Annotated in this window: 5 protein-coding genes and 1 pseudogene; 4 read left to right on the top strand and 2 right to left on the bottom strand. The window is 66.1% G+C overall.

Annotation, left to right across the window (positions count from 1 at the left end; all coding sequences use genetic code 11):
* Positions 1–80: 80 nt before the first annotated feature.
* Positions 81–203 carry a hypothetical protein gene (locus tag M1P99_RS04630; RefSeq protein ID WP_304455850.1) on the bottom strand — a complete coding sequence of 41 codons (123 nt, stop codon included), beginning with the start codon at positions 201–203 and terminating at the stop codon, positions 81–83.
* A 31-nt stretch (positions 204–234) separates the two neighbouring features.
* Between M1P99_RS04630 and M1P99_RS04625 the strand changes: the two are divergent.
* The 4 genes and pseudogenes from M1P99_RS04625 to M1P99_RS04610 all read left to right on the top strand — a co-directional run.
* A pseudogene (locus M1P99_RS04625) lies at positions 235–924 on the top strand (site-specific integrase); the annotation flags it as partial.
* 522 nt (positions 925–1,446) lie between these two features.
* Entirely contained in the window at positions 1,447–4,932 is a 3,486-nt protein-coding gene (locus M1P99_RS04620) for a LamG-like jellyroll fold domain-containing protein (protein WP_304451428.1), read from the top strand.
* 228 nt (positions 4,933–5,160) lie between these two features.
* On the top strand, positions 5,161–11,559 hold the full coding sequence (locus M1P99_RS04615; protein WP_304451427.1) for an RHS repeat-associated core domain-containing protein: 6,399 nt from the start codon (positions 5,161–5,163) through the stop codon (positions 11,557–11,559).
* Positions 11,560–11,564: 5 nt separating this feature from the next.
* Complete coding sequence (locus M1P99_RS04610) at positions 11,565–12,146, top strand: hypothetical protein (protein ID WP_304451426.1); 582 nt, start codon at positions 11,565–11,567, stop codon at positions 12,144–12,146.
* 4 nt (positions 12,147–12,150) lie between these two features.
* On the opposite strand, the gene M1P99_RS04605 is transcribed toward M1P99_RS04610, so the two are convergent.
* Positions 12,151–12,525 carry a hypothetical protein gene (locus M1P99_RS04605; RefSeq protein WP_304451425.1) on the bottom strand — a complete coding sequence of 125 codons (375 nt, stop codon included), beginning with the start codon at positions 12,523–12,525 and terminating at the stop codon, positions 12,151–12,153.
* Between the last annotated feature and the right edge of the window lie 965 nt (positions 12,526–13,490).

Raw genomic sequence — 13,490 nt, 5'->3', positions numbered from 1 at the left:
TTCGGGGTGTGCTGGCACGGGAGGCTTGCTGAAAGGCTCGTGGGCGGGCTCGTGTGTGCCCGACACCGTGCGCCGCCTGCTCAGGCCAGGCGCGCCAGGCTTTCGCGCTCGGGAAGGTGGATCCATCCCTCCCGCTCGGCCAGGGCGACTTCTTCGCCCTCAGGCCGGGCGGTGAGCCCGAGAGCAGCCGCACGAGCGGTCAACGCTGCGATCAGGGCATCGAAAGCGTGCTCGCTGGTGTGGACACCGGACCGACCGGGTGCGCCAGTGGCAAGTGGACGGGGTGGTGCCGGGGGAGGTGATGGTGTGGACACCCCAGCAGACCATCACCTTCCTCACCCACGCCCGCAAGTACCGGTGGTTGTTCCCGATGTTCCACCTCATCGCGGTCAAGGGGCTGCGCCGGGGGAGGCGGCGGGCTTGCCCTGGTCCCACACCCGCCTGGGCGACGGGGAAGCCGACATCCGCACCCAGGTGGTCACCCTGGGATGGAAGACGGTAACGACGACTCCGAAGAGCGCGGCCGGCCAGCGCACGATCACGCTGGACAAGGACACGGTGCGCGTGCTGCGGTCCTGGAAGCGGTTCCAGAACGAGGCCCGCCTCGCGGCGGGCCAGGACTGGACTGATTCGGGCCTGGTGTTCACCCGGTCCGACGGGTCGGGATGGCATCCGGGGGATGTGACCCGGTGGTTCAACCGGGTCGTCAGGGCGGCGGGTCTGCCGCCGATCCATTTGCACGGGCTCCGTCATGGGGCCGCCTCGCTGGCGCTGGCGGCGGGGGCGGACGTGAAGGTGGTCTCGGGAGAACTTGGCCATGCCACCACGCACTTCACCCAGGACACGTACCAGACGGTGTTCCCGGAGGTGGCCAGGGCAGCGGCCGAGGCGACGGCGGCGATGCTCAAACCCGTGAGCCGGTAGTGCGGTAGCCGGACCGGCGAGCACACCAGGAGCTATACGGCCCTACAGGCCCCAGGACAGACCACGGGTTCACCCCGGCTGGCCTGGGGTTTCCTCGCTCCCGGGGCCAGCATCCGATCGGATCAAAGGTCCGATTGACTCAGTGGGATGCCTTGCCGCTTCCCAGCGGGGATTCAACCTCACTGTGCATGAGCCGAGAGGTGCGCACGGTAGGCGCCAGTGCGCGCGTACTCGCAGGTCGTGGGTCTACAGGGCAGGCGGCGATACCCGTTGAAGTTCGGATGAAACGCGAGGCCCATGAGGGGTCGCATGATCGTGACCTTGCTTTGGAGTGGCTGGATGCGGCCATGGCGGTTTAGGTACTGGTCACGTGCATGGTTTACAGGAATCACATAACTATTCAAACAAGACATATCGCCCAGAAGTCGCATTTTTTCCTGGTTCTGAGTACCATCCCGTGTTGTTCGCACACCGTGCGGCCGAATCTCCGGATTCGTCATCCCACGAGGACTGGCATCCCCCATGCGTCGCGCCCTGACCCGAGCGACGGCGGTCTCGTCCGCCATGGCTCTGGCCCTGTCACTACTGACCGCTCCCTCCGCTCTGGCGGATGAGGAAGACTCCTCCAACACCGATCCGAGCTCTTCCGAAGAGGAACGGGACGCCCTCGCCCTGGCCGAGGAGACAGGTGAGCGGGTGGAGATCGCGGGGCTGACGGACGAGAAGACTCAGCACTTCGCGAACCCCGATGGCACCCTGACCATGGAGACCCACGCGGTCCCGGTCCGGGTCCGCTCCGAGGATGGCTGGGTGGACGCCGACCCCACCCTCGTCGCTACCGACGACGGATTGGTCCGCCCTCGCGCTGCGGGTATGGACATCGCGTTCTCTGGCGGTGGCGACGCGCCGATGGCGGAGATCGGTATCGGTTCCAACAGTGTCGAGCTCGGCTGGAACGGTGAGCTTCCCGAACCCGCGTTGGACGGCGATCAGGCCACCTACGCCGACGTGCTGCCGGATGTGGATCTGGTACTGACCGCGGGAGTGGAGGGTTTCACCCAGGTGTTGGTCGTGCACACCCCCGAGGCAGCACAGGCGCCCGAGTTGGCCGAGCTCCAGCTCGCGCTGGGCACTGAGGGTGTGACTGTGACCGAGGACGAGCACGGCAACCTCGAAGCGGTCGGCGATCAGGGCGGCCAGGGCGTGTTCGCGGTCCAGGCTCCGGCGATGTGGGATTCGGCCGGAGCCGAGGAAGCGGCGGAGAGTGAGGACCCGACGGTCGCACCGCTGTCCGGCTCACGCGTGGAGCAGGTCGAGACCGCAGTCGGCGTGGACTCGATCCGGCTGTTGCCCGACCAGGCGATGCTGGCGGATGAGGCTACCGACTACCCCGTCTACATCGACCCCTCGGTCAGTGCGAACCGACCCAACTGGGGCTACGTCGACAAGGCCTATCCGAACCAGGAGTACTTCAACCCCACGGTCGACTCGGTCGGCGTGGGGCGGATCGAGTGGGACCGCGTCTACACTCGCCGGGCCTTCTTCCAGTTCACGACCATGGGCCGGACCGAGCACTCGAACACCATCATCCACTCGGCGACGCTGCGCACCGAAGTGGATTGGGCCTATGACTGCAACAGCGACTCCCACATCCAGCTGCACCGCGTGGACCGGTTCAACTCCAACACCACCTGGAACAACCAGCCCACCACGCGCACCAAGCAGGACGAGAAGAACGTCACGGGCGGGTGGGCGACCTGCCCCTCTTCTAGCGGTGTGGAGTTCGATGCCACCAATGCCTACAAGTGGGGGCTCGACAACGGCGAGGCCTACATCTACCTGCGGCTGAAGGAGAAGGACGAGTCGGGCACGACCGCCTGGCGTCGGTTCGACACCAAGGACGAACCGCCGGTGCTGGTGGTGGACTACAACCACCCGCCGGAGACACCGAAGACCTCCACGATCTCCGACTCGCTGGGCGGTGTCTGCTCCACCGACCCTGAGCAACCGCGACTGATCAACGACACCACTGTTACGTTGCGTGCCCAGGTCCGTGACCGCGACTCCTACTGGGTGGGCCAGCAGGTCAAGGCCCGCTTCGAGTGGAAGGCCGTGGGCGAGACGGACACCTTGGGGTCTTCGGACTCGGCCTATGTCACCGTGGCCAAGTGGTCCAGCGGCAGCTACCGGTCTGCCACCGCCTCCGACTTGCCCGAACAGCAACTCATCGCCTACCGGGCCCGCGGCCACGACAAGACGAACTGGGGTCCCTGGTCCACCTGGTGCTACGTGGAGATCGACACCAGTAAGCCCGACAGCGGACCCGCCATCTCCTCCACCGACTACCCGGCCGGAGACGAGCCGTACGGCACGGTCGGCCGCACGGGTGAGTTCACCTTCACCAACAACGGTGTCGAGGACGCGAGCGCCTACCACTACAGCGTCAACGACGCCTCATGTTCCACCACCATCGACCTGGACACTCCGGGTGCCGAGGTGACGGTGCCGATCACCCCGCGCCGGGAGGGCCCGAACCTGATCCACGCCCGCATCACCGACGCCCACGGCAACTCCTCCGAGTGCGGTCTGGTGTACACCTTCACTGTCGCTCCGCCTAACGATCCGGTCTCCTACTTCCCTGTGGACGAAGGCCAGGGCACCACCGCCGCGGACGTGCTCGAAGCCGGCCGCACGGCCGACGCCACGGGGCCCGTGGACTGGACGCGGGGCCGAGTCGGGGAGCGGACCAGTGCGTCCTACCGACTGGAGGGCACGGCGGTGGACATCGACGGCTCCGTGTCGCGCATGGCGACCGACGCTCCCGTCGTTGACACCAGCTCCGCGTTCTCAGTCTCGGCCTGGGTGCGTATGGACGACAAGGACCGCAACCGCAGCGCTGTCGCCCAGACCGGTGAGGGCAACAGCGGCTTCTACCTCGGTTACCAGCAGACATTCGACCATGACCGGTGGGTGTTGAAGATGGCACCTTCGGACGAGGTGGGCGCTACGGGGTGGACGCGCGCTCTGTCGGACGAGCCCGCCGAGACCGGGGTGTGGACGCACCTGTTGGGCACCTTCGACCCGGCTAGCGGAGAGACCGTGCTCTATGTCGACGGTGTACGCCAACAGTCCACGGGGACCATGGACACGCCCTGGCAAGCCGAGGGGCCCTTGATGATCGGTGGCGGTCTCTCCTCGTCCGAAACTTCGGAACACTGGTTGGGTGGGATCGACGACGTGCGGGTCTGGGACCGCGTGCTGACAGACGAGTCCCTGAACGGCGACGAGGACACGCCCTCGGAGGCCTGGACGTTGGCCAACCGCCCCGCCGCACTGGAGGGCCGCTGGCAGCTGGACGAGACCGGTGGTACCGCGGTCGCCGACTCCTCCGACCACGGCCTCGACGCGACCCTGCACGGCGACCCGATGACCGCCTGGAACCAGGCCCTCAACGACGTCACCTTCGCCCCCGGCGTCAGCCTCAACGCCGATCACCAGGAGCACATCACCACCGACGCTCCAGCGGTGCGCACCGACCGCAGCTACAGCGTGGCCGCCTGGGTCCGGTTGGACGAGGTCGGCCACAACGCCACCGCGGTCTCCCAGGACGGCAACGACCACAGCGCCTTCTACCTCAGCTACCAGTCGACCTATGAGTGGAACAACTGGGTGATGAAGCTGCCGCCCTCGGACCAGACCGGGGCGACCGGCTGGCACCGGGCCCTGTCCGACCACGAACCGGAGTTCGGGCGGTGGACCCACCTGGCCGCGACCTACGACCACACCAAGCGCGAGGCGACGCTCTACATCGACGGTGTCGCCCAGGGCACCGCTGAGGTCCCGGCGGCCTGGCACGCAAGCGGCTCCACCGTGATCGGCGGAGCGCGATTCGAGCAGGCCTTCGAAGGTGAGTGGGACGGCGACATCAGCGACGTCCACCTCTACCAAGGCGTGCTCAATCAAGCCGACATCGCTCATGTCTATGAGGGCTTCCTACCGCTCAACTGATCCCGGCACCTGACCCGTACTTGTACTGCTCGACCAGCGATCTGCCCGGCGGACACTGTTCCGCCGGGCGGGAGGTTCCCCCTCGTGTCCGACATCCCCCAAACTCCCGCGACTCAGGCCCAGCCGGTCCCAGACCCCGCTGAATCCCGGCGTGGCCGCAAGTCCCTCATCTCCTTCATCGCCGTGACTGTGGCGGCGAGTCTGGCCGCAACGGTGCCGGCCTCCGCCTTGGCCTACAACACCCGCCCGGACGTGGCCGAGACCGAGTCCGTGCAGGGCCAGGCGGCGGTGCAGGCGGCGATCGAGGCCGACAGCGCCGCAGCCGATGCGTCGGTCTCCGCGCTCGACGAGGCGACATGGCCGGACCAGGGCACGGTCGCCTTCGATCTCGACGACCCGGGAGCCCAGCCCCTCAGCGGTCCGGCCGAGAACGGGACTCCGGTGAGCGTCCAGCCGGTGCAGGGGCAGGACTTCGAGGAATGGGACCCCCCGGTCCCCGAACCCGACAAACCCGTACCGGCTCCAGAGGAAACCTCTGAGTCGGACGAGGGCGCCGGTGAGGAGACCGCCCCCAGCGAGCGTCGACTGCCCGCCGAACCCGAGGACGGCCCCGAGGCCCCAGGCGCCGCTGATCCTAGGGAAGGAGCCGGACAGGAAGAGCCGAATGTTCCAGCCCGGCCCAGCCCGGAACCGGCCGAGCCCGAGCACGACAACGAAGACGCCCCCGAGGAAGAGCGTCCGGAACCAGACGAGGCTCCTGAACCCGCAGAGGTGGACGAACCGGAGGCACCGGAACAGCCCGAGCCGGTGACCGCCGCCGAGGTCGAGGTTCTGGACCGCGAAGAAACGGCTGAGCTGGGGCTGTCGGGCCTGGCGCTGCGTGTGACGCGTACCGACGGTTCCGAGACGGCCGGCCCGGTCCAGGTGGAGGTCGACTATGCCGACTTCGCCACCGCCTACGGCGCCGACTACGGATCCCGCCTGTCCCTGGTGGCCCTGACCCCGTGCGACGAGGATGACACTGAGGCCGACTGCCTGGCCTCCCACGAGGTGGACTCGGCCAACGACACCGAAGCCCAAACCCTGATCGCGATGGCCCCGGCCACGTCCTCGGGCACGCTGCTGACCACGGCCGCCACCGGCGACGGCGACGAGGGCACCGGTGACTACACCGCCACGTCGCTGAGCCCGTCCTCCACCTGGAACGTGGGCCCCCAGACCGGTAACTTCTCCTGGAACTACCCCATGGCCGCCCCGAACGTGGCCGGAGGCCTCAAACCGGAAATCAGCCTGGGCTACTCCTCCCAGTCCGTGGACGGACGTACCTCGTCCACGAACAACCAGACCTCCTGGATCGGGGAGGGCTTCGACTACCACCCCGGCTACATCGAACGCCGCTACACGGTCTGCTCCGAGGACGAGACCGCCGACATCCCCGACCAGTGCTGGTCACACCACAACGCCGTCCTTAACCTGGGCGGAAGCTCCACCGAACTGGTCTACGACGACGGCGAATGGACGCCCGAGCGCGACGACGGGTCCAAGGTCGAGCGGCTGACCGGGACCACCAACGGCGACGACAACGGCGAGTACTGGAAGGTCACCACCACCGACGGCACTCAGTACTTCTTCGGCCGCAACCGCCTGCCCGGCCACGCCTCGGGCGATGACGAGACCAACTCGGCCTGGACCGTCCCCGTGTTCGGCGACGACTCCGGCGATCCCTGCTACGACTCCACCCTGGACGACGCCTGGTGCGACCAGGCCTGGCGCTGGAACCTGGACTACGTCGTCGACCCCCAGGGCAACGCCCTGGCCCACTACTACGAGGCCGAGACCAACAACTACGGCCTCAACCTGGAGTCCGATCCCGTCGCCTACGACCGCGGCGGCTACCTGACGCGCACAGAGTACGGGCTACGGGACGACGACCCCTACGCCACCGCCCCCGCCCGGGTGAACTATGGCGTCTCCGAGCGGTGCCTGCCCGACGCCGACTTCGACTGCGCGGCCTCTGAGCGCACCGAGGACAACGCCGAGCACTGGCCCGACACCCCGCTCGACCAGGAGTGCGACGACGACTGCGCGGGTCAGCACTCGCCGACTTTCTGGACCACCAAGAAGCTCGACACGATCACCACCCAGGTCCACGACGGGACCGACTACACCACCGTCGACACCTGGGAATTGGAGCACAAGTTCCCCGAACCCGGTGACGGCACCGACCCGGCCCTGTGGCTGGACTCGATCACCCACACCGGCCATGTCGGCGGAAGCGAGGCCTACCCGGCCATCACCTTCGCCGGAACCCCGATGCCCAACCGCATCGACTCCACCACCGACGGCCTGGCCCCGATGAACAAATGGCGCGTCACCGCGATCTACACCGAGACCGGCGGCCAGATCGACGTCTCCTACGCCACCCCTGACTGCACCGAAGGGGCCACCCCCGAACCCCACTTGAACACCCAGGCCTGCTTCCCCGTCATCCGCACCCACAAGGCCGGCGCCGAAGAGATCACCGACTGGTTCGCCAAGTACCCCGTCGAGCAGTTGGTGGAGGTGGACCTGGTCGGCGGCCAACCGGACATGATCACCAGCTACGACTACGCCGGAGACGGCGCGTGGCGGTACATGGACGACAACGGGTTCGTCGACGAGGACAAGCGCACCTGGTCCCAGTGGCGCGGATACGACCGGGTCATCGTGCGCACCGGCCACCCCGACGAGGTCCAGACCGAGACCGAGCACCTGTTTTACCAGGGCATGGACGGCGACCACCTGCCCGACGGAACCCGCAGCGCGACCGTGGTCGACTCCACCGGCACCAGCGTGGCTGACGACGAGGTCTTCAACGGACAGAGCCGTGAGGTCATCGTCCGCGACGGCGTCGGCGGGGACGTGGTGTCCAAGACCATCACCACGCCGTGGAAGGACCAGACCGCGTCCACCTCCCACTCCTGGGACCTGGACGCGCACAAGGTCGACACCGGCCAGGTCGACACCTACACTGCCCTGGCCGACGGCTCCTTCCGCCAGACCCGCACCGCCAACACCTACGACTCCTACGGCATGATCAGCCAGGTGCACGACGCCGGTGACGTGTCCGATCCCGACGACGACCGGTGCACGCGCACCACCTACGCGCGCAACCCCGACAAGCACTTGCTGTCCCTGGTCGCCCAGCAGCGGAGCGTGGCCGTGGACTGCGAGGCGACGGTCTCGGTCGATGACGTCATCACCCACACGCGCACCCTCTACGACGACGGGGCCTTCGGCGACGCCCCCACTCAGGGGCGGCCCACCGAGACACAGCGGGCCGCGGACTATGACGGAACCGAACCGGTGTTCCAGACCGTGACCGCTTCGACCTTCGATGAGTTCGGGCGCGCGGTCTCGGTCACCGACGCCGAGGGCAACACCACCACCACGGATTACACCGCCGCCCACCCCGGCGGACACGACACTGCGGTGGAGACCACCAACCCGCTGGGCCACGTCACGGTGGAGGAGTACGACGCACGTTCGCAGGTGGTGGCCGAGACCGACGCCGAGGGCAACCGCACGGAGTTGGCCTACGACGCGTTGGGCCGCCTGACCGAGGTGTGGTTGGCCGACCGCCAACGGGACCTGGACTTCAGCCCGTCCATGCGGTTCGAGTACCACGTGTCCAAGGACGCCCCCACCACCGTGGTCACCCACGCCCTCAACGCCCAGGGCGACTACACCACCAGCTACAAGATCCTGGACGGGATGCTGCGCGAGCGCCAGACACAGGCACCCGCACCTGACGGGGGCCGGGTGCTCACCGACACCCTCTACGACTCGCGCGGCAACAAGGTCATCGCCCGCGACCCGTACTTCAACGCCGATGACCCGGCGGGGGAGCTGTTCGTGGTGGCCAACCACGACGAGATCCCCCGCTGGACCAGGACCGTCTACGACGGAGCCGACCGGACCACCGACGTGGTCAACATGTCGCGGGGTGTGGAGCAGTGGCGCACCAGCACCGAGCACCAGGGCGACCGCATCCTGGTCAGCGCACCCGAGGGCGGTACCGGGACCACGTCGATCACCGACGCCCGCGGCAACACCGTGGAGCTGCGCAAGCACCACGGTGAACAGGCCGCGGGAGACTACGACTCCACCCACTACACCTACACAGCTCGCGATGAACTGCAGACCGTGACCGACCCGGGCGGCAACGTCTGGGAGTACACCTACGACCTGCTGGGCCGCAAGATCGCCGCATCCGACCCCGACGCCGGCGTGTCGAACTTCGAGTTCGATGATCTCGACCGGCTGGTGCAAACCACCGATGCGCGCGGGCAGGTTCTGCACACCAGCTACGACGAGCTGGGCCGCACGACCCACCTGCGGGAGGACTCCGCCACCGGGCCGTTGCGTGCCTCGTGGACCTACGACACCGTGATGAAGGGCCAGCTGGCCACAGCCACCCGACACCACGATGGGCAGGCCTACACCACCCAGATCGCGGGCTACGACGAAGTCGGGCGCGAGCGCGCCCGGTACGTGATCGTCCCCGGATCCGAGGGAGAGCTGGGTGGCAGGTACCTGCTGCGCACCTCCTACAACCCGGACGGCAGCGTCCGTTCCCGGGTGCTGCCCGCGGCCGGTGATCTGCCTGGTGAGGCGGTGGTGTACGGCTATGACGAGCTGGGCAATCCCGTCACCATGTCGGGGGAGGACCACATCGTCACCGACACCGTCTACTCCAAGGTCGGCGACCTGGTCCAGCGCGAGCTTCACCGGGGCACGCTGGGCTCGGACAAGACTTGGCAGACCTTCGACTTCGATGAGAAGACCGACCGGCTGTCCATGGCCAGCGTCGTCCACGAGATCGGTGATGGATCGCTGTCCACAAAGACCTACGGCTACGACGACGTCGGCAACCTGCTCCGCCTGAGCGACGAACCCACCAGTTCCGAAGCCAGCAGCGACGTCCAGTGCTTCGACTACGACCATCTGCGCCGTCTGACGCAGGCATGGACTCCCGATGCCACGGGCGAGCAGGCATGTGAGGCTGTGCCGGAGGCCCAGAACTTGGGCGGTGCGGCTCCGTACTGGCATGCTTACTCCTATGACGCGGTCGGGAACCGGACCGAGGAGGTTCAATACGCTCCCGGCGGTGGACAGACCGTGCGCTCCTACTCCGGACCCGACCAGGGGGAGGGACCCGCGCACGCGGTCACCGGTGTAGAGGAACAGGGTGTCGGCGGCCTGACCGAGCACTCCTATGACTACGACGCGACCGGCAACATGGTCCGCCGCACCACCGGGGACCGCGACCAGGTCTTGGAGTGGGATGCCGAAGGCAACCTCGCCGGTGTCTCGGACGGGTTGGAACAGACCGAGTACGTCTACGACGCCGACGGCGAACGGCTGCTGCGCCGCGCCAACGGCGCCACCACCCTGTACCTTCCAGGGATGGAGGTGACCTGGGACTCGGCCGCGGGGACCGAGGAGGCCACCCGCTACTACATCCACGCCGGTGAGACCGTCGCGGTGCGGGAGAACGACGGAAGCTTGCACTGGGTGCTGTCCGACCACCATGGCACCGGTGAGATCGCGGTGGACGCCGTGTGGGGTGACGCGGCCCAGCGGCGGTTGACCGCCTTCGGTCAGGATCGCGCCGGCGATGGGGACGCGTGGCCGGGCGAGCGCGGCTTCGTGGACGGCACCATAGACGCCTCAACGGGGCTGACCCAGTTGGGTGAGCGCGCCTATGACGCAGACTTGGGCCGGTTCGTCTCAGTAGACCCGCTGATGGACCTGGCTGATTCCCAGCAGATGCACGGGTATGCCTACGCCAACAACAATCCGGCGAGTTTGACGGATCCTGATGGGCTGATGGTGGCGTCAGGTGGTTCGGGGAGTTCTTCGAGCTCGTCAAACGATGGTTGGTGGCATCCGGCGATGGGTGGTGCATACAAGCCCGATCACGTCGATTGGCCTCCCGCCCCTCCCGTGACGTCCAACGGTGGCTGGTGGCATCCGGCCATGGGCGGTGGGTACAAGCCCGATCACGTCGATTGGCCTGCGCCCAGGCCGGTGACTCCGCAGAGGCCTCAGACCAGTGCGACGGTCGACCCCAACACCCAGGCCAACAACGACGCGAGCTGGCTGAGTGAGGCTGGAGACTGGGCGAGCGGTACTTTGGGTTCTGCCGCTGATTGGACTTCGGACAACTGGGACACTATTTACAACGTCGGAACTGTTGTCGGTCTTGGTGTATGCGTGTTTGCAACCGCTGGGGCATGTGTAGTTGCTGGTGGAGCTCTGCTCGCCGCGAATGTTGGAATGGACGCCTATAATAATCGAGACGACTTTAGTCAGATGGATGTCACTGGCCATGTGACTGATGCTGCTATGCTTGCCGCTGGTGGCGTAGTTGGTCGAACGATTGCTGGTACGGGCAGTAGGTTTTGGAGAGACCAAGGATTGTCGCGGCTGAATCATTACACCAGGCGACCGCCAAGCCGCAACGCTGGAGATGTCGATTTGGGAAGTACAGTTTTTGTCTACGGGGCAAACGCGGCCCAGTGGGTGGCGCCACAAGGCCTCAGTGCCAGTGCGAAGTGGATGTACGATGACATGGGAGTTTGATATCCTTGGCCATCTATAAGAACGCTTCATTTGGTCGCGGAAAAGTCCTGAGGAACCGATGGACGGCTGCGTTTGGAATTCTTGTGTCGTTCCTCTTCCTTCTTTTCTGGCTCGCCTGGGCCATGGAAGAGTCGCTTGATCCTGATCCGATAGGAAGGGGATCAATTTGGTTTCTCTCGCTGTTCTTTCCTCTGGTTTGGTGGTTCCTTCTAAAGGCGTCATTCTTCACCAATATTAAGATTGATGAGAATGGCGTCATTGTAAGAAACCTCTTCAGTAAGACAGTAATTCCCGCTGGTAAGATTTCAGGCGTCACCTGGGAGGGGGGTGTCGACGTCATCACAAGCGATGGCAGTAAGTACTGGTGCTTTAACCTCGGGGGGTCGCTGATCGGTGCAATGTTTGGCTTCCCCACCAATCGCCGCTGCGCTCGAGAAATTGAAGCTTTCTTAAATGCGCGCAAGATTGAAAACCGCGGAGGGGTGGGTGGCGAAGTTCGTTTCGGTGCGCATTTGAACATCGTTTTCCTTGTTTCGTCTGTGCTCGTTTCATATTCCTCTTTGCGCATACTTGATTTCTTTTTATAGTCATCTACATAAGTTCTGGTGTTCTGAGTGCTTCCTTGAGAAGCAGTTCGCCGTGGTCGTAGGGGCACCGCAACACCTGGAGGAGGTCGTGCCCCGCGAGGAAGGGGGCGTCGGGTGCGTGGGTCCGGTGGAGCTGGACTACGGGGACGAGTTTGACCTCTCTGTCGTAGGGTTCCTGGGTATCGCGGTCGTAGTGCTCGCCGTCGCAGACGGGCCAGGGCTCGTCCTGGGGCCACAGGAGCGGTCCTCCGACAGAGCTGTCATGGCTGGAGGGTCGGCCGGGGCGGGGGTGGAGGCGTACGGTCTCCCTGCGCCAGGGGCGCAGCTCGGGATACAGCTCTTCGATGTTGGCCGGGCGGGGCGGGGTGCGGCGGTTCACGGAGGTTTCCGGGGGTGCGAGTTGTGCAGGTGATAGGGGACTCTAGGCTCCATAACCGACATCCCGCCGCTCGGCCTTGGGCCGGACAAGGGGACTGGAAATCCGTGGTGTTCGGACATGAGCGGTGTGGGATTGGAAGAGCGGGTCGAAGATCTGCTCTGCCGAGTAGGGTGCTCCCTGTCGCCGGTATCGGCGGTAGGAGACGGAGTGGGATCTGGTCGAGACGGTGCTGGGCGCGCAGACTTCAAGGTTCACGATGGCTCTGGGCTGGGCCGAGCGCGTTCCGTGGGGGATGATGCACCCTGCGGGGCCGTGAGGCACTGGCACGCGGTGGGCGCGCCGGACCATTGGCCGGTGATGGTCTCCTACAGCGGCTCTCTGTGGCGGGAGAAGTGCTCGCTGGAGGACTACCTCCCCTCCTTCGAACGGTCGATGGCGCGACGCGCTTGTCCCGGTTGGTCGAGGGCATGGTCCGTGACCCAGCGGATTCTTGACATGGGCGCGCCGCGCAGTGGGCTGTGGCGTTGTTGTCGTATTCGTGGGCGGCTGTCGTGCCGACCGGGGCGGGCAGGGCCGGGATCGCCCGTGTCGGGGCGGCTGTGAGGCGTTGACGGGCGGACGCGGGCTGTGCCCTGGCCCAGCGCCGACAGGGTCACGGGAGGGCAAAATGCTCCGTGAGGTGCTCGCCGACCTGTACTGGACCTTGTACTGGGGAGCACACACGGAGCATTTTAGGCCCGGATCCGGGCCTCGCGCCTCGTCTGTTCGACTCGTGCACCCCGTTTGACCTGGGGTTTTGTGGTGCACCCGGCAGGATTCGAACCTGCGGCCATCGGATTAGAAGTCCGGTGCTTTCGTGTCTCTGCGTGCCAAAGGCTGCCGTTTCGTCCCTATCGATCCGATCACCACTGTCGTTTCGTGTCAAGAGGTGCTGCCCGGTGCCGTGCCAGTACGGAACTGCGGAG

Origin of the sequence: Nocardiopsis sp. YSL2, assembly GCF_030555055.1 — a bacterium.
Classification (GTDB): domain Bacteria; phylum Actinomycetota; class Actinomycetes; order Streptosporangiales; family Streptosporangiaceae; genus Nocardiopsis.
This window is presented reverse-complemented; position numbering and strand designations above follow the sequence as displayed.

What these genes read in the sequence shown, in the direction of transcription:
- M1P99_RS04620 (WP_304451428.1), top strand. Translation starts at nt 1,447, where the DNA reads ATGCGTCGCGCCCTGACCCGAGCGACGGCGGTCTCGTCCGCCATGGCT.